We start from the raw sequence: 21,503 nt of genomic DNA on the forward strand, positions 1-21,503 counted from the left end.
CCCCATGTCCAGCCACCTGCTCAGCGAAGGCCAGCCCAGCCGCAGCGCGCTGATGGTGGCGCGCTTGCGCGCAGCCCACCAGCTGCTGGACACGCCGGCCATTTTCGACGACCCGCTGGCGCTGCCGGTGCTGGGGCCGGAAGACTGCGTGCAAGTGCAGTCCAATGCGCGCGTCTACGACGCCGGCTTCAGCCGCATCCTGCGCGCTGCCATGGCCGTGCGCAGCCGCTTTGCCGAAGATGAACTGGCGCGCGCCGCTGCTGCCGGCGTGCGGCAATACGTGGTGCTGGGCGCGGGCCTGGATACCTTCGCCTGCCGCCGCCAGCATGACGCGGCGCTGCAGGTGTTCGAAGTGGACCACCCTGCAACCCAGGCGTGGAAGCGCAAGCTGCTGGCGGCCAGCAGCATCACCGTGCCGGACAGCCTGCGTTTCGTGCCGGTCGATTTCGAACGCGATGCGCTGGCCGATGCGCTGCGTGCGGCCGGCTGCCGCCTGGACCGGCCCGTGTTTTTCTCCTGGCTCGGCGTCACCCTCTACCTGACCGAACAGGCCATATTCGACACCCTGGGTTTGGTCGCCAGCCTGCCTTGCGGCAGCGGCATCGTGTTCGATTACGGCATCAAGCCGGAGCTGCTCGATACGCTCGAGCGGGCCGGCGTCGAGTACTTCGCGCGCCGTTATGCCGAGCAGGGCGAGCCCTGGCTGTCGTATTTTGATCCTGCCGGACTGTGCGCGCGCCTGCGCGATTTGGGATTTTCCGCAGTGCAAGATTTTGGGCGCGATGCCCTGGAAAGCCGCTATTTTGCTGGGCGCGGGGACAATTTGCGCCTCGGCGGCGGCACGCATTTAATGCTCGCTAGCAACTAAAAAGTTAATATTTTTGGAATGTTTCTTCTACTAGATGTAGTTTAGTTTCATGCTACCTTCCGGAGCGGTCGTGCCCGATGCGGAATCCGCATTTGCTTATGCTGGTTTCGCATATGGTGCGGCCATTCTCTTAAAAACTCAAAAGGAAGCAGAGAAATGACCATTCTGATTGAAACCACCCACATCCAGATCACCGACTCCACCGAGCCGGAATACCTGATGGACGACATGAGCGGCGCCCTGGCCGACGTGAGCGTCTCCTGCTGCACCTGCTCCTGCTCTTGCTGCTGCTAAACGGTTAAGTCCCGACACCGGCGTCGTTGCCTCGTGCAGCCGGCGCCGGTGCCACGCCTTTTTTCTGAGATTGGTTAAGAGAATGAGTGAGTCCCTGTACATCTCGCCGCTGGCCGAAGTGACCACGCTGGGCGAAGACAAGATTGCCATTTCCGTCGTCGGGCGCCGCTTCACGGTGGAAGACCGGGTCGGCATCCTGAAAAGCATCCTGGCCGACGCCGCGCAAGGCGTCACGCTGAAAAAGCTGCTCGACGACCGCGCCGAGAGCTTCCCGCCCGAGGCGGTGGAAGCGGCGGTCAACGCCCTGGTCGAGGCGCGCGTGCTGCTGAAGCAGAACGGACGCAGCGGCGGCGATGCCACCTTCCACCACCTGCAGCACCGCCGCGAGCAGGACGGCATGTCCGGCCCGGCACAGCGCCCGCACTACGACAAGTCCAACTGGGTGCTGGCGCTGGCAGGCACCGGCTCCTGCGCCGATGCGCTGGCCGCTTCGCTGACCGAACTCGGCGTGCAGGTGGAGCGCGTGGTGCGCGACGGCCCCTTGCCGGACAAGGGCGAACGCCGCGCGCTGCTGCTGGTGGCGTCCGATTTCGACGACATCGCGCTGTTCCGCGCCATGAATGCCACGGCCGTTGCTGCCGGCTGGCCGGCGCTGTTCGTCGGCATCGACTGGAACACCGTGCATTGCGGCCCCCTGGTGCTGCCGAAAGCCACCGGCTGCTACGAATGCTATTTCCACCGCGTGCGTTCGACCCGCAAGTTCGTGGCGGAATTCGACATGCGCAGCCAGTCGGAGAACATCCTGTACCACGCGCTGCCAAGCCGCCTTGCCGTCCAGTTCGGCGTGGCCGAGGCGTCGCGCCTGGCGCTGCAGTTCCTGGCCGGCACGCTGGAAGGCCTGCAGCAAAGCGTGTTCAGCGAAATCGACAGCGCAAGCGGCGAGATCGTGCGTTCGCGCGTGCTGCGCTTGCCGCGTTGCCAGGTGTGCGGCACCGCCAGCACCGAGCGTCCGGTAGGCAGCGTATTCCAGCAGGCGCTGTTGCGCCGTCGGGCCTGAGCCATGGAGCGCCTGTCCGATGCGGGCCAGCTGGCCCTGGTGCACGACGCCCTGGTGCATCGCCGCCACGGCATCATCACGTCGCTGCTGGAAGAAACCGAGCACCCCGATGCACGCGGCCTGTTCGTCTTTAATGCCTTGATGGTCGACATCAAGAGCATGATGGTCGACCCGGCGCGCGGCAAGGCGAACAACCCGAACACCGATCGCGCCAGCCTGGCCGGTTCGGGCGCTGCGTTCGATCGCACCTCGGCCATGTGGGCGGCGTTTGGCGAAGCGGTGGAGCGCTATGCGGCGGCCGCGCATTTCGACGACCAGTTGCTGTATGCCTCGCAGGATTCCCTGGGCGACGCGGCGGTCGGCCCTGGCCAGTTCATCCTCTTCGCGCCGGAGCAATATGGCGAGGGCTTCGAATTCGCGGCCGACGACACGTCGGTGGTGCGCGCCTGGGCGCCGGCTGCCGACCTGATGGACCCTGCGCGCGAGGCCTATGTGCCGGCGCAGATGGTCTACCTCGGCATGCAGGTCAAGGACAAGCGCGAGATCGTGATGCAATCCTCGTCCACCGGCCTGGCAACGGGCATGGACGAAGGCAGGGCCTTGCTGAGCGGCCTGGCGGAAGTGATCGAGCGCGACGCCTTTGCTGCCATGTGGCAGATGAAGCATGCGCCGCGCAAGCTGCTGGTGGCCCCGTCCACCATGGAACGCCTGCTGCCCGGCGTGCGCCGCCAGCTGGCGCACCCCAGCCTGGACGTGCATCTGTGGGACATCACGACCGATGTCGGCATGCCGGTGGTGCTGTGCCTGGCGCGTAGCCGCAACGACGGCACCATGTCGCTCGGCGCCAGCGCCCACCTCGACGTCGCCACGGCCATCAACAAGGCCGTGGTGGAAGCCTTCCACGGCTATGTGTGGGGCAGCTCCATCCTGGCGGCGGGCACGCCGCTGCCGGAGCAGGGCGCGATCCGCAACCCGGGCGACCATTTCGCCTTTTTCCTGGATCGTTCGCGCCAGGGGGCGATGGACTTCCTGTTCACCAGCGAGGCCACGGTTTCTTCCGACGCCCCCGCGCTGCGCCAACTGGCCGGCATGGGCGACTTGCTGGCACGGCTGAAGGTCATGGGCCTGCGCGCGCTGGCGGTGGACGTGACTTCCGCCGACGTGGCCAGCCTTGGCTTCTGCGTGCTGCGCGCCTTCATTCCCGGCCTGCATCCGCTGCTGTTCGGCGACGGCCTGGTGAGCCGCGATGAGCGCCGCCTGCGCGCCATCGCTGCACACTGGGGCTTGCCGGGCGTGCCTGAACCTAACCTCGAACCGCATCCGTTCCCATGACCAAGACACTCCAGGAATTGCTGCCGCCGCAGGCCATGGCGGGCCAGTTCGACATCGACGACCCGGCCGAGATCCTGCATGAGCAGACCAAGTTCCACCGCGCCACCCTGATGGGTCAGGTGAAGAACATTGTGCGCTTCCTGCGCCATCCGGCGTATATCGCGCGCGGCGCGGCGGGCTATAACGCCTATCCGTCCTGCCCGGCGATTGAATTGCCGGAACCGGTGCTGGCGCTGGGCGAACTGGCGCAGGCCTTGGCGCAGCGCAAGAGCGCGCGCGCCTTTGCCGGCGCCATGACGCTGCAGGAGCTTTCCAGCCTGTTGCACCATTCGCTGCGCGTGCGCCGCATGGCCAAGAGCGATATCGCGCCGCATGTCAAGCTGGCGTTCCGCTCCTATCCGTCGCCGGGCGGCCTGTACCCGACCGAGTTCTATTTCTTCCTTAACCAGGTAGAGGGCATCGAGCCTTGCATCGCGCATTACGATGCGCGCAACCACTTGCTGCGCGTTTTGAAACCGCAGCAGGGCGACGCCTTCGGCAGCACGGAAGTGAAGTCGGGCGAGTCGGGCGGGTCGGGCGTCCAGGCGCCGGTGGTGTGCGTGATGACCAGCGTGCCGCAGCGCGCGACCGCCAAGTACGGCGCGCGCGGCTATCGCATGTCGCTGCTGGAAGCCGGCCACGCTTCGCAGAACCTGTGCCTGGCCGCGCAAGGGCTGGGGCTGGGCTCCCTGGTCTACGGAGCCTATTATGACGACGAGCTGGCGGCCTTGCTTGATATCGATGGCGTGACGGAAACCGTGGCTTCCGTCATGCTGCTCGGCCGCGAAGCGCCGCTTGCACCTGCCGCCAGCGAGGACGAATGAACGACGCGCCGGGTTGGCAGGATAGTGAGTTGTGGCTGCGCGATGCGGCAGGTGCCGTGCTGCGCTTGGCCACGGCTGGCGATCGGGATGGCGCAGGGGATGCGCTGGAACGCCTGTTCGCGCTGCGCGGGCGCTTCCATGCCTATCCGGTCCTGCAGGACATCCTGGCCGGGCGGCGCGCCTGGCGTGCTTGCGGCAGCGTTTATGCGCTGGGCGAGCACGAACCGCCGCCTGCGCTGCTGCGCAATTTCGACGAGGCGGCTGCAGCCTGTGCCGCTTTTCTCGGCCTGCCGCCGCCATGCATCCTGCTGCAATGCGTGCCGTCGGAGCGCGACATGCACTTGACGATGGAGAGCTTGCCGGGGCTGGCCATGGTGCGCCTCTCCACGCAAACTGAAGGCTATTCCGATGGCCTGCGCGCGGTGGTGTTCCATGAAGTCGCGCATTGCTTCCTGACGTGCGGCGTGCGCCTGCTCGACGAGGGACTGGCGCAACTGTTTGCCAACCGGTTCGGCGGCGCCACGCCGCTGCCGCAGCGGCCGGAACTTGCCCCGCCATTGCGCAGCATGCTCTCGCGCGACGGCGATGCCATGTTCGCTGCGTCGACAGGTGCCGGCATAGACGCCTACCGTGCTGCCTGCCGCCTCGGCGCCGACCTGCTGGATGCTGTCTGTGCCCGTGGCGGTGCGGCGGCGATTGTTTCGCTGTTCCGTGCCGTCGCGCGCGCCGCCAGCGACGCACAGATCGCCGGGCTGGTGGAACAGGCCAGCGGCCTGGCGATTCCCGCCGCGCATGTTCAGGCCGTACAGCGGCCGGGGAACGACACCACTGCCCAAGTGCAGCAAGCGATTTTCTCCGCGTGGAACAGCAAGCGCGCCGAAGACCTGTCGGCCGGCATTGCTTTGCTTGAGGCGGAAGCGGTATTCACCCAGCCCGTGCTGCTGGACGCCTTGCTCAGCGCGCGCCTGAACCAGGCGTTGCTCCAGGTCCACGGCGGCGCCAAGCTGCCGGCCGAGCAGGAGGCAAGCATTGACGCGCTGCTCAAGGCTGCCGATATCCTCCCGGCGGGCCGCCAGTGGCTGTGGCGGGGCGTGCGCGCCATCCTCGCCATCCTGCTGGCCCAACCCAACATCATCAAGGTCGCGACGGCAGGGCAGAACGCCTTGCACGCCTTCGGCAAAGCGCAGGAATTGATCGCCGGCGACCCGGACCTGCTGATTCATCATGCTTCGCTGCTGTTGCATGCACCGCCCAATTACGGCGGTGATCGCGACCGCGGCGCCGGCATGTTGCGGCAAGCGATGCAGCACCCGCTGTACCGCGCCCACGCGCGCGAAATGCTGCTCGATAACGGCATCGATCCCGGCGACGAAGTCGTGGCCATCGCACCGTCGATACCCGAACCGGCGCCTTCCGCGACCGCGCATGCGCGCGAGCCCGCCGCCATCGCCCTCGAAGCGCTGGGCATCACGTTGCAGCTCCCGTCCGGCTTCAGGTTGAAACCAGGCGACCTGGCCCTGCGCAAGGGCGAGCGTGTCGCCATCGTCGGCCCCAATGGCAGCGGCAAGACCATTCTGCTGGAGACCCTGCTCGGCCTGCGCGCGCCCGACAGCGGCCAGATCCAGCTGGCCATCGGCGATCCGCGCGACGCCAGGGCAAGGCAGAAGCTGGGCGGCCTGCTGCAAAGCGCCGACCTGCCGGGCCAGATGCGCGTCAGCGAAGTCATGTCGCTGCACGAAACGATCTACGCCCGCACGGAATCGGCGGTGACCCGTGCCCTCGGCATGGACGAACTGCGCGGCAAACTCTGGCAGCAACTCTCGCGCGGCCAGAAGCAGCGCGTCATGCTGTGGCTCGCGCTATCCCACGTACCGGAACTGGCAATACTCGACGAACCATCGCTCGGCCTCGACGAATGGCATGCCCGCGCCTTGCGCGAGCTGTTGGCCGGCATGCCGACCACCGTGCTGCAGATCTCCCACGTCCCCGCCGACCTGCTCGGCATGGACCGCATCCTCTGCATGGAAAGGGGGGAACTGGTCGACGGCGGCACCCTGGACGAACTGCAGGCGCGCCGCGTCGGCCGCTTCAAGGCCCGCATCGGCCAGGCATTGCCCGGCGAGGCGGAACAATCCATGCACGCGCTGCCAGCGCTGCTGCGCGCTGAAGCAATGCAGGGCGGCTGGCTGCTCCAGGGCGCGCAAGGCTTCGACGCGGGATTCCGCCGCTTCATCGAGCAGCAAGGCATCGCCAATTTCAGTCTCGAAGCTTCGACCATCGAAGACTTCCTGGCCGACCTCACCAAAGGTGGAACCGCATGAAAAACCTGCTGCACCTGGTGCGCGCCGACCTGGCGCTCTTCCTGCGCGGCCGGCTGGCCTTATTCTGGACCTTTGCCTTTCCCTTGCTGATGCTGATGATGCAGATGGCGCTGTTCGGGCAAGAGGCGAAGCTGGGTCCCGTCACGCTGGTCATCCATGACATGGACCGCAGCACGGAAAGCACAAGTTACGCCAGCGAGCTGTCGCGCGGCCTGCGCCTGCAAAACAGCGTTGAATTCCGCGTGGTCGCGCCATCCCGCACGGTAAAGCCCGACCTGGAGCTCACCATCCCCGCCGGTTTCGCCGAAGCCGTGCGCGCGGGCCAAAGCACCGAGATGAAGCTCGAAACCTCGCTCGCCGCCGGCCCTACGCTGGAAGCCAGTTACGGCATGCTGCGCGGCTTCAGCGACGGCTACAACCTGGCCGGCCTGCAGGACGAACCGCGCGTCGTGATGCCACCGCCGCCGGCGCCGGCCGCCGGCGCACTGGACTACCGCCTGTTCCTGGTCAGCGGACTGGCCGGCCTGGTCATCCTGTCCACCAGCCTGATGGGATTCGCCGGGCCGCTGGTCGCCGCCCGCGAAGGCGGCATGTTCCGCCTCTACCAGCTGTTCCCGATGCCGACAGGCGTGGTGGTGCTGGCCTGGTGCCTGTCGCGCCTCGTCATCATCGTCCTGGCCAGTGCCACCATGTTTGCCGTGGCCTGGGCTGTCTATGGCGTGAAGCTGAATGCCGGTCCCGCCGGCATCGCGGCAGCTGGCGGCATGCTGGTCCTGGGCTGCGCCGCCTTCCTGGCATTGGGACTCTTGCTGGCCGCAGCGAGCCGCAGCGTGGCGGGCGTGACCATGGCCAGCAACCTGCTGTACTTCCCGCTGCTTTTTTCCGGAAACCTCATGATCCCGCTGGGCGGCTTGCCGCCGTTGCTGCGCGACGCACTCGAATTCCTGCCGCTGAATGCGATGATGGCCAGCATCCGGCGCGCGCTGACCGGAAGCATGAGCTGGAAGGGCGACGCCTACAGCATCGTGGTACTGGCCGCAATGATGTGCGCCTGCCTGCTGCTGGCTGTGCGCCGCTTCGGCTGGACGCCGCGTGACCTGCACTGAGAAGGAGTCCTGGATTGAAGAAGATGAATATCCTGATGATCGCCGGCGTGCTGGCACTGGCCGCTGCCGCTGCCGCCTATGCCTTCGGCAACCGCCAGCCCTCGGCCTCCGGCACGGCAACGGTGAACGTGACCCTGGGCGGCGTCGCAGGGCAGAAGGGCGCGTTGATGGGCGCCATCTGCAACAAGGATTCCTTCCTGAAGACCTGCCAGTACTTCGCAGTGGAGCCAGCCATCGCAGGCAATGTGCTGAGATTCCCCGGCGTGGCGCCCGGCAGCTACGCCGTGATGGTCTACCACGATGAAAATGCCAACGGAAAGCTGGACAAGTCGGCCAACGGCATGCCGCTGGAAGGCTGGGGCTTCTCCCGCAACGCGCGCGGCCATTACGGCCCGCCGGCCTTCGACGACGCCCGCATCGACATCAAGTCCGGCGCCAACGACATTGCATTGGACATGGTGTATTGATGGCGCCCATTGTCGACGTCAGGCAGGTCAGCAAGCATTACCGGCGCGGCGAAGAAAGGATCGCCGCGCTGGACAGCGTTTCCTTCCAGATAGGCGGGCCTTCGGTCGTGGCCATTGCCGGCCCCTCCGGCAGCGGCAAGACTACCTTGCTCGGCATGCTGGCGCGCTTCGAACAGCCGGACAGCGGCAGCATCCACCTTGACGGCGCCGCGCTGGACGCCTTGCCGGACCACGAACTGGACACTTTCCGCAACCGCAAGCTCGGCTTCGTCTTCCAGAACTTCAACCTGGTCGGCACCCTGACTGCGCAGGAGAATGTGGAACTGGCGCTGGCCACGTGCGCCTTGCCAAAGCGGGAACGGCGCAAGGCGGCAGCCGAAGCCCTGTCCCTGGTCGGCATGGAGCACCGCCTCGGCCACACCCCGGGACAACTGTCCGGCGGCCAGCAGCAACGCGTTGCCATTGCGCGCGCCCTGGTCAATCGCCCCAAGCTGGTGATTGCCGACGAACCCACCGGGAACCTGGACAGCAAGACCGCGGAACAGATGCTGGAGCTGGTCGATCGCCTCCACCGCGACCTCGGCACGACCTTCATCATCGCCACCCACGACCAGCGCGTGATGGATATGGCCGGCCAGGTGCTGCGCCTGGAAGACGGCAAGGTGACGGCATGACACAATGGCTGGTGCTGGCCCATCGCAACGTGCTGCGCAACGGGCGCCGCTCGCTGCTGCTCGGCGGGACCATCGCCATCGGTACCCTGGCCTTGCTGCTGTTCGCCGCCTACATCGCCGCCTCGCTCGATGGCCTGCGCGAAAGTACTATTCGCGGCGGCCTGGGGCATGCCCAGGTCAGCGCGCTCCCGCCTGCTGACGGTTACGTGGAACAGCAGCTCCAGTATGGGCTGGACGGTGCCGAGCGTAGCCGCATCGAGACGCTCCTGGCGAAAATGGACGGCGTCCGGCGCGTCGCCCCGCGCCTGCAATTCAGCGGCCTGGTATCGAACGGACCGCGCACGCTCACCTTCGAAGCCCAGGGGGTGGACCCGGTGCGCGAACTGCAGGCATTCGGCACTTTCCAGTTGCTGGCGCAAGGCGCACCGCTGCGCGCCGGCGACGAGGGGCGCTACCAGGTCCTGGTCGGCCGGGAAATGGCGCGCCGCCTCGGCGTTCGCCCCGGACAATCGTTGACGCTGATGACCACGACGGTGCAGGGCAGTGTGAACGCGATGGATGTCGAAGTCGCGGGCCTGCTCGCCACAGGCATTCCGGAGCGCGACCTGTATGCGCTGCAGATTCCGATCGAGACCGCGCAGGAGCTGCTGCGCACCAGGAAGATCTCCCACCTCTCCGTGCTCTACCAGGACACGGCCATCGCCGATGCGCAATCGGCCGCCATCGCACAGGCAATCGGCGGCAAGGTACGCCTTCAGCGCTGGCAGGAACTGGCGCCGCTCTATCCGCAGGTGATGGCCCTGTTCCGCAACCAGTTCATCGTCTTCGGCGCCATCATCGGCCTGATCGTCTTCCTTGGCGTGGCAGCGATGACCCTGGCCACCATCTATGAGCGCGGCAAGGAGATCGGCACGCTGCGCGCAATGGGCATTCCGCAAGCGATGGTGCGCCGCCTGTTCATGTTCGAAGGCCTGCTGCAAGGCGCCTTCGGCGCTCTGGCCGGCGGCACGGCTGCATGGCTTGCCACGTTGGCGATCAACGCCGCCGCCATCGAACTGGCGCCGCCGCCCGGCCGCAACGTCGGCGTGCCCCTGCACCTGCTATGGCTGTTCCAGCCAAGCCTGGTGATCGTGCTGGTATTGCCGCTGCTTGCGATGGCGGCAGCCTGGCTGACCAGTCGCCGCATCGGCCGCATGCCGGTGAAAGCCATCCTGACTTCCAACTAGACCATGCTGAAACGATTCCTGATCCTGATGGTGTACGCCGGTGCGGCACAAGCATCGCCGCCGGGCGCCACCGAAATCCTGCAACAGGTAGACCAGTACCGGATGCCCGTCAACAGCTTTGAAGCGAACGTGCGCATCGAAGCCGGCGACGGCCAGGAGCCAGGCACCTATGTGATCCGGGGCGCCAATTACAACCAGGTGCTGGTGGAAGCGACCAGCGTCGACCAGCGGGGCCAGAAGTTCCTGACTACGGACAGCGGACTGTTTTTCTATGCGCCACGTACGCGGCGCGCCATTCGCCTGACCCCCTTGCAAACACTGCTCGGCAAGGCAAATATCGGCGACCTGTCGCGCATCCGCTTCAGCCATGATTACGACGCTACCGTGCTGGAAGGCGAGACCGAGGGTTGCCCGGCGAAGTCCTGCATCGCGCTCGAACTGCGCAGCCGCAACGAAGCCGCCACCTATGCCAGGATCAAGCTGCTGGCCGCAAGGCAGGACGGGCGTTATGTGCCGCTCAAGGCAATGCTCTACGTCGCCAGCGGCAAGCTGCTGAAGATCGCCACTTTCGATGCAGCGCATGGCGGCCTGCCGCCGACCACGCGCTATGCCGACCCGCAACAGCCCGGCGGGGAGACGAGGGTGGTGTTTGAAAAGGTGAGGGCGGCTGAATTCCCCGCCAATATGTTCAACCCGCGCACGCTGGAGCAATGAAGCGCCTGCAATGCCTGCCGCTGGCGGCGGCCGTCGCTGCCGCCGCTCCAGGCGACGCCTCGGCCGGCGAAGACTGGACCGGCGGCTTCGTTCTGGGTGCGCAAGAGCGCACGATCTTGCAGAACACGCCGCTGAATCGCGACAACTTCCTCGGCATTGCAGGCAGCGGCACGCGAGCCGTCGCATTATTCGAGGGGCGCCAGCAGGACTTCACATGGCGCCTGCGCACCGAGGCGCTGCATACGGAGCGCGATGGCATGCGCGGCAAAGCAGTGCTGCAGGAACTGAACCGCGTGCTCGACCTTGGCGCAGGCGCATCGCTCTCGCTCGGCAAACGCCTGTATGCACTGGATCCCTCGTACATCAACCAGCCGCTAGGCTTCCTGCAAAAGCGCACGGACCTGAGCGACCCGCTGGACACGCTCGGCAATTCCGAAGGCATCCCGATGGCCGTCCTCTCCTGGAGCGGCGCGCGCGCCAGTGCATCGGCCCTGCACGCCCGCGAAGCAGGCGGCCGCGTGCAAACCATCCTCAAATTCGGCTACGAATTCGACGCCATCAGCGCCGGCATGGTGCTGCGCCGCGCACATGACGAACATGCCGGCATAGGCGCCACCTTCAGTGCTGCGCCCGCCGATGCCCTGTCCTGGTACGCCTCCGCCTACCGCGCCGGCGGTGCGGCCCGCTACACCCGCGCCACCGCAGGCCTGGTGCTGACACCCGCGGCCCTGCCGAAGCTGCAACTTGAATACGCCTACAATGGCCGGGGCATGCCGGACGGCGAATTCAAAGTACTCCAACAGCAAGCGCAATCAAGCCTGCCGCCCTATGTGCTGGCAACACTGGCGAGCCGCCTGCCCAGCCAGGGCGCAAGGCAGCACTACGCCAGCCTCACGATATCGAAAGCAGCAGGCGCCTGGGATGCCGGCGGTGGAATGTACCTGGGACTGGATGACAGCAGCAGGGTGTGGCACAGCCAGGTCGACTATGCCTTCAGCGCACGCACGCACCTGATGTTGTCAGCGATGCGCCAGCAAGGAAAGAACGGCAGCGAGCGAGCGCTCTCGCCGGTAAAGGAAACGCTGGCACTACGGTTACGCCATGCATTTTGAAAGTCGGGGTCAGGTCTGGCAATCCGCCACAAAACGCACGAACGTGCGTTTTGTGGCGGATTGCCAGACCTGACCCCGACTTTTATTATGGTTGGAAGCCGTCGGCGGTGATGTCGAGGTTGCTGACCTCGCCGTATTTGGCGGCGATCTTGCCGATCTCGGATGCTTTGCCTATCAGTACCATCTGCAGGTTCTTGTGCGGGAAATGTTTGTCTATCAATTGCCTGGCGCGCTCGGGCGTCAGGCTGTCGACGTCTTTCATGAAGTTGTCGATCTGGCTGCGGCCTACGTCGTTGGCATACATGTCGCCGAGCAGCGATGCCAGCTGTTCGCTGGTCTCATAGCGCGGCGGGAACTGGCCTTTCACGTAGGCCTTGGCGGAATCCAGCGTCGCCTTGTCGATGCCTTTGCTCCACAAACGGTCGTAGGTTTTCAGCGCCAGGTCCAGCGCGGCTTCCGTCGTCGGCAGTGCGGTGAAGCTGGAGATCGAGAACGTCCCGGTTTGCGACAGCGTGTTGAAGCCGGAATTGGCGCCGTAGGTCAGCCCGGAGTTCACGCGCAGTTCGTCGTTGAGCCATGAAGTGAAACGGCCGCCCAGCACGGTGTTCAGCACTTGCAGCGGCACGTAGTCGGGGTCGTTGCGCGCAATGCCGGCGCCGCCGATCAGGAACGTGGTCTCGATCGCATCGGACTTGTTCACCACCCAGACGCGTGCCTTGTCCGCTTTCACCGCTCCGTAATCGGCGTGTTGCGGGGCGGGGCCTTCGGCTTTCCATTGGCCGAACAGTGTTTCGACTTTCCTGCGCATCTCTGCCGGATCGAAATCGCCGACCACCACCAGCGCTGCGTTGTCCGGGCGGAAGTAGCGCTTGTGGAAGGCTTTCACGTCGTCCTGCTTCAACCCCGCCAGGCTGTTGACTGTGCCCGAGGGGGGATTGGCGTAGGGCGCATGACCGAACAGCATGGCGCGGTAGTAGTTGCCGGCCACCATGCGCGGGCTTTCCTTGGCCTGTTTCAAGCCGTCGACCTTGCGCGCACGCAGCTTGTCCAGTTCCGCGGCATCGAAGCTTGGCTCCTGCACCAGTTCTGCGAACAGCGGCAGCAGGGTATCGGTGTCTTTGCGGGCGAAGTTGGCGGCGATGGTCGATTGCTCGACGCTGCCGCCACCTGCCAGGACGGCGCCGCGGAAGTCGAAGGCCTGGTCGATTTCGGCCTTGCCATGCCTGGCGGAGCCGAGCAGCACGCCGTCGCCGGTCAGGTTGGCCAGGCCGGCCTGCGTGCCGTCGTTGACGGCGCCAGCTTTCACCACGGCGCGCACGGCGACCAGCGGCACGTCGTGGCGTTCCATCAGGTAGACGGTCAGGCCGTTTGGCAGCCTGGCGGTTTCAAACGCGGGCAGCTTGAATTCGGCGCCTTGTGCGGAGGCGGCAATTGCGCCGGTGAGCGCGATGGAAATCAGTTTCTTCATCAATCAGTCCTCCTTCGCGGCCAGCACGCCGATGGTGCGCTGCGATTTCTTAAGGTACTTGGCCGCGGCGGCCTGGATGTCGGCGGTCGTCAACTTTTCGTAGGCGGCAGGGGCGTTGAAGGCTTTCCTGTAGTCGCCGTTGAAGACTTCGTAATTGCCCAGCAACTGCGCTTTGCCGTTGATGGTTTCCTGCAGGCGGTAGATGCCCAGCAGGCGGGAATTCTTCACCTTTTGCAGTTCTTCCTCGCTCACGCCTTCCTTCACGACCTTGTCGATCGCTTCCAGCATCGCCTTCTCGATCCTGGACGGTTCGACGCCGGCGGCGGCCACTGTCATGATGTACAGCAGGCCGGGATCGAATCCGTCGCTGCTGTTGGCGCCGACGCTGGTTGCCAGCTGGGTTTCCACCAGGGCTTTGTACAGGCGCGACGTCTTGCCTTCGGTGAGCACGGATTGCAGCAGGTCCAGCGCGTAGGTGTCGGCGGAAGCCCGCTGCGGCACTTTGTAGGCCACGATCAGGTTGGCCGAAGTCGCGGACGGCTTGGCGACAAACAGGCGGCGTTCGCCTTTCTGTTCCGGCTCCACGGTGCGCACGGCGGGCGGCGCTGCGCGTTGCGGAATGCTGCCCAGGTATTTGGTGGCCAGCTTTTTCACTTCGTCCGCCTTCACGTCGCCGACGATCACGGACACCGCATTGTTCGGCGCATAGTAGGTGCGGAAGTAGTTCTCCAGGTCCTTCTGGGTCCAGGCCTTGATATCCGATTCCCAGCCGATGGTGGGAATCGCATAGGGGTGGGCCACGAAGGCGACGCTGTCCAGGTCTTGCATCAGCATCTGCACATTGGAGTTTTCCAGGCCGGTGCTGCGCTCGGACAGTACGACACCACGTTCGCTGTCCACCATCTTCGGATCGATCGAGAGGTGGCCAATGCGGTCGCCTTCCAGCTTGAAGATGGTCTCCAGCGAAGAGGCGGGGAACCAGTCCTGGTACACCGTCACATCGCTATTGGTATAGGCGTTGTTGGAGCCGCCATTGGCTTCCATGGTGCGGTCGAACATCTTCGGCCCGTAGTGCTTCGAGCCGTTGAACATCATGTGCTCGAAGAAGTGCGACAGGCCGGTAATGCCCGGCGCTTCATTGCGCGAGCCGACCTTGAAGTAGGTGTACATGGTCGCATTCGGAATGCTCGAGCTTTCCAGCACGATGAACTTCATGCCGTTCTTGAGCGTGAAGGTCTTGACCTGGTCGGCCGTCAGTGCGGCCTGGGCGTGCGAGGCGGCCGCGCAGGCCAGCACCGTTGCCAGCATTTTCAACCTCATCTGGGTTTCCTTTTCATGACAGAGTTGCCGAAAGAGTACTAGATCCATAGGGGAAATGCCATTTTTTCAGGAAGGGCTAGAATGGGCCAGGAGCTGAGATGCCGATGAATGCGCCGAATACACTGAAGGCTGAGATGGGCATGGCCAGCGTAACCTTTCCGCTAGTCGGGATTGGTGCGTCGGCGGGCGGCTTGGCGGCGCTGGAACGTTTGCTCCCAGGCCTGCCGGCGCAACCGGGTTTTTCCATCGTGGTCATCATGCATCTGTTGCCGGACCATCCGAGCCAGTGCGCCGAAGCCTTGCAGCGCTTCAGCAAGCTGCCGGTGTCGCAGGTGACGCAGCACCCGACCGAAGTGCTGGTCAACCACATCTACGTCATTGCGCCCGGCACGCTGCTGAAGGTGGAAGACCGCTACCTTTTCATCGATGAAGCCAACGCCGGGCATACGACGCTGGGCGCCATCGATTATTTTTTCCATTCATTGGCCTTGTCGCACCGCCAGCGCGCTGTTGGTGTGCTGCTGTCGGGCATGGGGGACGACGGTTGCGGCGGGCTGGCGGCCTTGCGCGAGCAGGGCGGCAGCACCATCGTCCAGTTGCCGCAGGACGCGCAGTTCGGCACCTTGCCGCAGGCGGCCATCAAGGCCAGCCAGGCCGACATCATCCTGCCGGCCAACGATATCGCGGCGCGCCTGCTAATGCTGTGCAATGCCGCTGCCAGCCCCGTACTGGTTGGCGACGGCACGGAAGCGGAAGCCGAGGCGCAAGCCTTGCAGGAAGTGCTGGAGATGGTGCACCGGCACACCGGGCACGATTTCCGCCATTACAAGCGGCCGACCATCCAGCGCCGCCTGGAACGGCACCTGCATCTGCATGGGGTGCACAATGTGGCGGCCTATCGCACGCTGATGGCCAATGATGGCGACGAAGCGCGCAGGCTGATGAAAGACCTGCTGATTGGCGTGACCGGTTTCTTCCGCGACCGGCAGGCATTTGAGAAGTTGCGCGAGACGGTGCAGCCGGCCGTGCTGGAGGCGCGCACCAAAGGCGAGTTCCGGGCCTGGGCTGCTGCCTGTTCGACCGGACAGGAGGCGTATTCCTTGGCCATGCTGCTGGCTGACGCGGCGCGCAATATGAGCGATCCGCCGCGCATCCACATTTTTGCTTCCGATATCGATGAACAGGCGCTGGGTGTGGCGCGTGCCGGCCTGTATCCGGCAACGATCCAGGACGAGGTGCCGCAGGAGAGCCTGGAGCGCTATTTTGTACGCTCCGGCAAGCAATACCGCGTGCGCCAGCCCTTGCGCGAACTGATCACTTTCGCCAGCCATAACCTGCTGCGCGATCCGCCGTTTTCCGACCTTGACCTGGTGAGCTGCCGCAACTTCATGATCTATCTCGACCGCGCGATGCAGAGGCATGTGCTGCAGCGTTTCCACTTGAGCCTGGGCCGCGGCGGCATGCTCTTTCTCGGCAGTGCCGAAACGGAGGGGGGCGTGCCGGAACTGTTTTCACCGCTTGACCGCACGCACCGGATATACCGCGCGCGCGTCATCAAGAAGCTCGCGCCGGTGACGGAACCAGGCGGCGAGGTGCTTGCCGCTGTCGAACCGCCGTTACCGCCTTTGCAGCACCGCGTCAGCTTTGCTCACGTGCCAAATGGCGCCGGCGCCGCGCTTCCGCTGCATCTGTCGCTGGACGAGTTGCGCGACCGGCTTTCGCTAGCGGAAAGCGGCTGCGAAGAACTGCAGTCGCACAACGAGGAGCTATCCACCGTCAACGCCGAGCTCAAGGCGCGGCTTGACGATAGCGGCCGGGCCCACGACGACCTGGCCAACCTGATCGCTTCGGTCGACCTGGCCACCATCTTTGTCGGCCCCGACCTGACGGTCAAGCGCTTTACCCCGCGCGCTGCCGGCATCTTCAACCTGATCCCACGCGACGTGGGGCGCAGCCTGCTGGACATTACGAATCGCCTCGATTATCCCCAGCTCAAGGAGGACGTGGCCGCCACTTTTGGCAGCCTGCAGCCGCTGGAGCGGGAAGTGGCCGCGACCGACGGCAATCACTACATTGTGCGGATGCGGCCTTACCGCACCGGGGAAGACGTCATCGCCGGCGCAGTAATGACTTTCTTCGACATCAGCCTCCGCCGCGCGGCGGAGGATGTGGCGCGCGCCCTGGCCAGCGACCAGGAATTCCTGCTGCAGTTGGGCGACATCCTGCGTCCCCAGTCGGACCCGATGCAGGTGCTGGCGCTGGGCTGCCGCTTGCTGGGCGAACGGCTAGCGGTGCCGCAGCTGGCCTTCGCCAGGATCCAGTCCGGTCGCTATGCCGTGCTGCCGGGCCACGCGGCCGGCGTGCCAGCGCTGCACGGCGAAGGCGAGGTGGAGGACCTGGGCCAGCAGGCACTGGCCTGCTGGCGCGCTGGCGAGACAGCGGTGGAGGCGGACCTGTCGCGCGCCAGCGCCGGCGGCCTGGCCGAACTGGCCGGGGGGCGCGGCGCCTTGCTGGCGACCGCCTGCCGCAAGGGCGAGCAGTGGCTGGGCTTCTTCCTTGCCTGCCAGGCGGCTGCGCGCGAATGGAGCGCGACGGACGTTGCCTTGTTTTCCGAGGCGGTGGCCCGCATCGGTGTTGAATTCGAGCGTGCCCGTTCGCAGGCCGCCTTGCGCGCCAGCGAAACCCGGATGCGCGACCTGCTGCGCGGGATCGCCAAAGTGTGCTGGGAAGCCGATGCCAGTGGCAAGGACAGCGAAGCCTGGCTCGCGGCTATCCATCCCGATGACCGTGCCCGCGCCCAGGCCATGTGGCGCGAGGCCGTGCGTACTTGCAGCAGCCGCGAAGCCGAAGTCCGGCTGGAAGATGCCGGCGGCTGGAGCCGGGCCAGCGTGCTGGCCAACCCTTTGCTGGACGAGCAGGGCGATGTGCGCAAATGGACTGGCTGCATCATCGATCTCGATGAGCGCACGGCCGCGCCATCGGGTAGCATATAGCCATCTATAACTCCCCCTGGCAATAGCAATGGAAAATACGATGCACTGGTCGGCGCACGAGCTGTCGATGACGGTTCTGATGACGCCCGACATGGCAAACTTCTCTGGGAATGTGCACGGCGGCGCCATCCTCAAGCTGCTGGACGGCGTGGCCTATGCCTGCGCCAGCCGCTATTCGGGCAGCTATGTGGTGACGCTGTCGGTGGACCAGGTGATGTTCCTGCAGCCTATCCATGTCGGTGAACTGGTCACTTTCCTGGCCTCGGTCAACTACACCGGCACCAGTTCGATGGAAGTGGGCATCCGCGTCGTGGCGGAAGACATCCAGAAGCGCCTGGTGCGCCATGCGAACAGCTGCTACTTCACGATGGTGGCGGTGAGCCAGGACCGCAAGCCGCAGGCGGTGCCGCCGCTGGTGCCGCAGACGCCGGAACAGATCGCGCGCTGGGAAAAGGCAAAGCTGCGCAAGGCCGCGCGCCAGCAAGTGGCGGGCGCGGCCAAACAGGCTTAATTAAAAGCGACAGTAAAACCAGGCGGGTCTGGCCCTTGGGTCAGACCCGTCCAATCTGGCCTAGAGCGCGCGGCGGTGGGTCGGGTAGACCAGCGTTCGCAGCGCAATCGGCTGCGGCACGCCCATCGCGAACAGGAATTCGGCGGCGCGGCGCAAGCCCACTTCGGGCAGGGCGGCGACGGCCTGGTTGATGATGTCGCGCGTCCGGTGGTCGGTGCGCACTTGCTGCCGGTGCAGGTCTACGCTGTTCATGTCCACTCTCCTTATCTCCTCAGGCTCGCAGTCGGCGGGGCGCCGCGCTGGCTAGGTGCTTGCCTTCCTGCAACATCTGGCGCATGGCCGATGCGTCCACAGGACGGCTGAAATGAAAACCCTGGATCTCGTCGCAGCCATGGCGGCGCAGGAACTCAAGCTGCTCTTCAGATTCTACCCCTTCCGCAATCACGCGCAACTCAAGGTTGTGCGCCAGGGCGATCACCGACACCACGATGGCCGCATCGTCGGCGTCGGTGGCGATGTCGTTGACGAAGGAACGGTCGATCTTCAGCACGTCGATCGGGAAATTGCGCAGGTAGGACAGGCTGGAATAGCCGGTGCCGAAATCGTCGATCGACAGCGCCACGCCCAGTGATTTCAGTTCGTGCAGCAGGTTCACGCCTTGCGCCACGTCGTGCATGAACAGGCTTTCGGTCAGTTCCAGTTCCAGCGCGGAAGGCGGCAGGCCGGATTGCTCCAGCGCAGCGGCGATGGTGGACACCAGCTCCGGCTGCGCGAACTGGCGCGCCGACAGGTTGACCGCCATGCGCAAGTCCCTGAAGCCGGCATCGCGCAGCGTACGCGCCTGCTGGCAGGCCGTGCGCAGCACCCAGGCGCCGATCGGCACGATCAGGCCGGTTTCCTCGGCCAGGCTGATGAAGCGTGCCGGCGGCACCATGCCCAGTTCCGGATGCTGCCAGCGCAGCAGGGCTTCCATGCCGACGATCGCGCCGGAGGCCAGGTCCACCTGCGGCTGGTAATGCAGCACGAATTCATCGCGCTCCAGGGCATTGCGCAGGGCGCTCTCGATGCGCAGGCGCTCTTGTGCCTCGTCGTTCATTGCCGGCTGGTAGAACTGGTAGGTGTTGCGGCCCAGCTTCTTGGCCGAGTACATCGCGATGTCGGCGTGCTCGATCAGGTTCTGCGCCGGCGTGCCGCCGGCATCGTAGACCGCCACGCCGATGGAGCAGGTGACGAAGAATTCCTTGCCTTCCAGGAGCACCGGCTGCGCCAGGGCCTTCATCACCCGGTCGATGATGGCCGGCGACAGTTGCTCGTCCGGGTACTGGCTCAGGATCGCCACGAATTCGTCGCCCGACAGGCGCGCCACGGTATCGCTCTCGCGCACGCTCGATTGCAGGCGGCTCGCCACGGTCTGCAGCAGCTGGTCGCCGGCCTTGTGTCCCAGGCTGTCGTTGACGAACTTGAAGCGGTCCAGGTCGATCAGCACGACCCACATCGGCAGGCCGCTGCGGTTGGCGTAGGCGATGGCTTGCTGCAGGCGGTCTTGCAGCAGTACGCGGTTGGGCAGGCCGGTCAGCACGTCGTGGTGGGCGATGTGCTGGATGCGCTGCTCGGCTTCCTTGCGCTCCGTGATCTCGCTGCCGGTGCCGCGGTAGCCCTTGAATTCGCCCTGCGCGTCGTACACCGGCTCGCCGCTGGTGTTGAACCAGCGCGTCGCGCCGTCATGGCCGACGATGGCGTACTCGAAATTCGAGAAGGGCAGGCGGGCCTGTACCTTGTTGATGTGGTCGCGGCCGGCGCTGCTGGTATACAGCTCCGGCGTGCATTCCCAACGGGTGCGGCCGAGGAAATTCTCCTTCGCCACATGGCCTTTTTCGAAGAAGCCGCCGGTGATATGGGTGAAGCGGAACTGCGTGTCCTGTTCCCAGTACCAGTCGGAGGACAGGGCCAGCAGGCGGCGGAAGCGGTGCTCGGATTCCTGCAGCGCGCGTTCGGTGCGCTTGCGCGAAGCGACGTCTTCGGCCAGGCGCTGGTTGGAGCGCTGCAGGTCGGCGGTGCGGGCATCGACCAGCCATTGCACGCGGCGCGAGCGTTGCACCAGGGTGTGCACGAAAGCCGCAGCCAGGGCGCTGAACAGCAGGCCGCCAAGCAAGGTGCCGAGCGAGCCAAGATGGTCGGCCAGGAAGGGGCGCGGCAAGTCGTCGCTGCGGATATGCCAGGTGCGGCCCAGCACGTCGAAGCTGCGCATTTCGCTGCCGTGGTAATCGAAGTCCAGCCAGCGATGCAGCCAGTGCTGCTTGCGGTCCGCCGGCAACGGGCCGTGGCGGTAGGCCAGGGTGCCGTTCTCAGACGGGTCGCCGGCGTACACGCTCAGGCCCAGGCTTGCGTCGTCCAGCAAGCCGTTCTGCTGCAGGATGGTATGCACCAGGTGCGGCGTGCGGATCACGGCTGCCGTATCGCCAACCCAGGCCGCATGGCGCTCGTCGCGCGTGCCGGTCGGCATGCCGGGGCGGTACACCGGCATGATCATGATGAAGCTGTTGTGCTGGGCCGGGTCCTGTGCCAGTTGCAGCTGCTCGGTGGCGGAGGGGCGGCCGTTGTGCAGGATGCGGTCGATGGCGCCGCGCACATGCACGTTGTTGCCGGTATTCAGGCCCAGTGCAGGCTCGTTGCCGCGCATCGGCTCCAGGTATTCAACCACGTTGTAATAAGGCCGTTCCGGAGCGGGCACGGTCTTGCCTTCGGCAGAAAGCTCGGTGATCTGGAAGCCGGGGAAGCGCGCTTGCATGGAGGCTTCGAAAACCGGGCGCTCGGCTTGCGTCAGCACACGGTGGTAGTTGAAGGCCTGGATGAAAGGGTAGCGCTGCAGCAGCGGTGCCGAGAAGGTGTGGAATTGTTCACGGCTCACCGGTTGCACGGTGCGGAACAGTTCATTGATGACATTCAGTACTTCTTCGGCATCGGCCAGTCCGCGCTCGATGGCGGTCATGCGGGCATTGGCGCGCTGCTGGAAGCCCAGTTCCATCTTGCCGAATTCCAGGGCGCTGACGGAGACGAAAAGAACGGCAGTGGCCGCCAGGCCTGCGCCGAGCGTGAGTGCGGCTGCACCGTAGTGCGATAGTCTCCTGCGCCGACCTGCCATGGTGTCCCTTGCATAAAAAATGTAGTTTGTCACAA

The 21,503-nt window shown here is 65.3% G+C and carries 18 protein-coding genes; 14 read left to right on the forward strand and 4 right to left on the reverse strand.

The features are described from left to right. Positions 1–4: 4 nt before the first annotated feature. The 12 genes from ACN9M3_RS12780 (at position 5) to ACN9M3_RS12835 (ending at position 12,034) form a co-directional block, all read left to right on the forward strand. Complete coding sequence (locus tag ACN9M3_RS12780; RefSeq protein ID WP_426171208.1) at positions 5–868, forward strand: class I SAM-dependent methyltransferase; 864 nt, start codon at positions 5–7, stop codon at positions 866–868. Positions 869–1,024: 156 nt separating this feature from the next. After that, positions 1,025–1,162, forward strand: coding sequence for a hypothetical protein (locus tag ACN9M3_RS12785; protein ID WP_154668206.1), 138 nt, complete (start codon positions 1,025–1,027; stop codon positions 1,160–1,162). A gap of 82 nt (positions 1,163–1,244) precedes the next feature. Beyond that, the gene (locus ACN9M3_RS12790) at positions 1,245–2,219 is read left to right on the forward strand and encodes a TOMM precursor leader peptide-binding protein (RefSeq protein ID WP_426322863.1); all 975 of its coding nucleotides are present in this window, start codon (positions 1,245–1,247) and stop codon (positions 2,217–2,219) included. Positions 2,220–2,222: 3 nt separating this feature from the next. Then, entirely contained in the window at positions 2,223–3,551 is a 1,329-nt protein-coding gene (locus tag ACN9M3_RS12795) for a YcaO-like family protein (RefSeq protein WP_426322865.1), read from the forward strand. Then, the gene (locus tag ACN9M3_RS12800) at positions 3,548–4,414 is read left to right on the forward strand and encodes a SagB/ThcOx family dehydrogenase (RefSeq protein WP_426322867.1); all 867 of its coding nucleotides are present in this window, start codon (positions 3,548–3,550) and stop codon (positions 4,412–4,414) included. The genes ACN9M3_RS12795 and ACN9M3_RS12800 overlap by 4 nt, the downstream gene beginning before the upstream one ends. Next, positions 4,411–6,735: an ATP-binding cassette domain-containing protein gene (locus ACN9M3_RS12805; RefSeq protein WP_426322869.1), complete on the forward strand. Its 2,325-nt coding sequence runs from the start codon at positions 4,411–4,413 to the stop codon at positions 6,733–6,735. Before ACN9M3_RS12800 ends, ACN9M3_RS12805 begins: the two co-directional genes overlap by 4 nt. Next, positions 6,732–7,841: an ABC transporter permease gene (locus ACN9M3_RS12810; protein WP_426322871.1), complete on the forward strand. Its 1,110-nt coding sequence runs from the start codon at positions 6,732–6,734 to the stop codon at positions 7,839–7,841. The genes ACN9M3_RS12805 and ACN9M3_RS12810 overlap by 4 nt, the downstream gene beginning before the upstream one ends. Before the next feature lie 23 nt (positions 7,842–7,864). After that, positions 7,865–8,308 carry a DUF2141 domain-containing protein gene (locus ACN9M3_RS12815; protein ID WP_426323744.1) on the forward strand — a complete coding sequence of 148 codons (444 nt, stop codon included), beginning with the start codon at positions 7,865–7,867 and terminating at the stop codon, positions 8,306–8,308. Continuing rightward, positions 8,308–8,982, forward strand: coding sequence for an ABC transporter ATP-binding protein (locus tag ACN9M3_RS12820; protein ID WP_426322873.1), 675 nt, complete (start codon positions 8,308–8,310; stop codon positions 8,980–8,982). Before ACN9M3_RS12815 ends, ACN9M3_RS12820 begins: the two co-directional genes overlap by 1 nt. Next, the gene (locus ACN9M3_RS12825) at positions 8,979–10,208 is read left to right on the forward strand and encodes an ABC transporter permease (protein WP_426322875.1); all 1,230 of its coding nucleotides are present in this window, start codon (positions 8,979–8,981) and stop codon (positions 10,206–10,208) included. Before ACN9M3_RS12820 ends, ACN9M3_RS12825 begins: the two co-directional genes overlap by 4 nt. 3 nt (positions 10,209–10,211) lie before the next feature. Continuing rightward, positions 10,212–10,922, forward strand: coding sequence for an outer membrane lipoprotein-sorting protein (locus ACN9M3_RS12830; protein WP_426171219.1), 711 nt, complete (start codon positions 10,212–10,214; stop codon positions 10,920–10,922). Further along, positions 10,919–12,034 (forward strand): hypothetical protein, encoded by a 1,116-nt coding sequence (locus tag ACN9M3_RS12835; protein ID WP_426322877.1) that lies wholly within the window; start codon positions 10,919–10,921, stop codon positions 12,032–12,034. Before ACN9M3_RS12830 ends, ACN9M3_RS12835 begins: the two co-directional genes overlap by 4 nt. Before the next feature lie 85 nt (positions 12,035–12,119). Here the strand turns inward: ACN9M3_RS12835 and ACN9M3_RS12840 are convergent, their stop codons facing one another. Beyond that, a complete protein-coding gene (locus ACN9M3_RS12840; RefSeq protein WP_426322879.1) occupies positions 12,120–13,502 on the reverse strand; it encodes a M16 family metallopeptidase in 1,383 nt (460 codons plus the stop codon). 3 nt (positions 13,503–13,505) lie between these two features. Continuing rightward, a complete protein-coding gene (locus ACN9M3_RS12845) occupies positions 13,506–14,822 on the reverse strand; it encodes a M16 family metallopeptidase (protein WP_426322881.1) in 1,317 nt (438 codons plus the stop codon). A gap of 98 nt (positions 14,823–14,920) precedes the next feature. Between ACN9M3_RS12845 and ACN9M3_RS12850 the strand changes: the two genes are divergently transcribed. After that, the gene (locus ACN9M3_RS12850) at positions 14,921–17,815 is read left to right on the forward strand and encodes a CheR family methyltransferase (RefSeq protein ID WP_426322883.1); all 2,895 of its coding nucleotides are present in this window, start codon (positions 14,921–14,923) and stop codon (positions 17,813–17,815) included. A 28-nt stretch (positions 17,816–17,843) separates the two neighbouring features. After that, a complete protein-coding gene (locus ACN9M3_RS12855; protein WP_426171228.1) occupies positions 17,844–18,326 on the forward strand; it encodes an acyl-CoA thioesterase in 483 nt (160 codons plus the stop codon). Positions 18,327–18,386: 60 nt separating this feature from the next. Here the strand turns inward: ACN9M3_RS12855 and ACN9M3_RS12860 are convergent, their stop codons facing one another. Beyond that, on the reverse strand, positions 18,387–18,578 hold the full coding sequence (locus ACN9M3_RS12860; RefSeq protein WP_426171229.1) for a hypothetical protein: 192 nt from the start codon (positions 18,576–18,578) through the stop codon (positions 18,387–18,389). A gap of 19 nt (positions 18,579–18,597) precedes the next feature. Further along, complete coding sequence (locus ACN9M3_RS12865; protein ID WP_426322886.1) at positions 18,598–21,468, reverse strand: bifunctional diguanylate cyclase/phosphodiesterase; 2,871 nt, start codon at positions 21,466–21,468, stop codon at positions 18,598–18,600. Between the last annotated feature and the right edge of the window lie 35 nt (positions 21,469–21,503).

Source organism: Pseudoduganella sp. R-43, assembly GCF_049913255.1.
Classification (GTDB): Bacteria; Pseudomonadota; Gammaproteobacteria; order Burkholderiales; family Burkholderiaceae_D; genus Rugamonas.

Bases quoted from the DNA above. Each gene is read 5' to 3' on its own strand.
- ACN9M3_RS12805 (WP_426322869.1), top strand. From the start codon at position 4,411: ATGAACGACGCGCCGGGTTGGCAGGATAGTGAGTTGTGGCTGCGCGAT.
- ACN9M3_RS12825 (WP_426322875.1), top strand. From the start codon at position 8,979: ATGACACAATGGCTGGTGCTGGCCCATCGCAACGTGCTGCGCAACGGG.
- ACN9M3_RS12860 (WP_426171229.1), bottom strand. From the start codon at position 18,578: ATGAACAGCGTAGACCTGCACCGGCAGCAAGTGCGCACCGACCACCGG.
- ACN9M3_RS12785 (WP_154668206.1), top strand. From the start codon at position 1,025: ATGACCATTCTGATTGAAACCACCCACATCCAGATCACCGACTCCACC.
- ACN9M3_RS12865 (WP_426322886.1), bottom strand. From the start codon at position 21,468: ATGGCAGGTCGGCGCAGGAGACTATCGCACTACGGTGCAGCCGCACTC.
- ACN9M3_RS12840 (WP_426322879.1), bottom strand. From the start codon at position 13,502: ATGAAGAAACTGATTTCCATCGCGCTCACCGGCGCAATTGCCGCCTCC.
- ACN9M3_RS12790 (WP_426322863.1), top strand. From the start codon at position 1,245: ATGAGTGAGTCCCTGTACATCTCGCCGCTGGCCGAAGTGACCACGCTG.
- ACN9M3_RS12845 (WP_426322881.1), bottom strand. From the start codon at position 14,822: ATGAGGTTGAAAATGCTGGCAACGGTGCTGGCCTGCGCGGCCGCCTCG.
- ACN9M3_RS12850 (WP_426322883.1), top strand. From the start codon at position 14,921: ATGCCGATGAATGCGCCGAATACACTGAAGGCTGAGATGGGCATGGCC.
- ACN9M3_RS12800 (WP_426322867.1), top strand. From the start codon at position 3,548: ATGACCAAGACACTCCAGGAATTGCTGCCGCCGCAGGCCATGGCGGGC.
- ACN9M3_RS12810 (WP_426322871.1), top strand. From the start codon at position 6,732: ATGAAAAACCTGCTGCACCTGGTGCGCGCCGACCTGGCGCTCTTCCTG.
- ACN9M3_RS12855 (WP_426171228.1), top strand. From the start codon at position 17,844: ATGGAAAATACGATGCACTGGTCGGCGCACGAGCTGTCGATGACGGTT.
- ACN9M3_RS12815 (WP_426323744.1), top strand. From the start codon at position 7,865: ATGAATATCCTGATGATCGCCGGCGTGCTGGCACTGGCCGCTGCCGCT.
- ACN9M3_RS12835 (WP_426322877.1), top strand. From the start codon at position 10,919: ATGAAGCGCCTGCAATGCCTGCCGCTGGCGGCGGCCGTCGCTGCCGCC.
- ACN9M3_RS12830 (WP_426171219.1), top strand. From the start codon at position 10,212: ATGCTGAAACGATTCCTGATCCTGATGGTGTACGCCGGTGCGGCACAA.
- ACN9M3_RS12780 (WP_426171208.1), top strand. From the start codon at position 5: ATGTCCAGCCACCTGCTCAGCGAAGGCCAGCCCAGCCGCAGCGCGCTG.
- ACN9M3_RS12820 (WP_426322873.1), top strand. From the start codon at position 8,308: ATGGCGCCCATTGTCGACGTCAGGCAGGTCAGCAAGCATTACCGGCGC.
- ACN9M3_RS12795 (WP_426322865.1), top strand. From the start codon at position 2,223: ATGGAGCGCCTGTCCGATGCGGGCCAGCTGGCCCTGGTGCACGACGCC.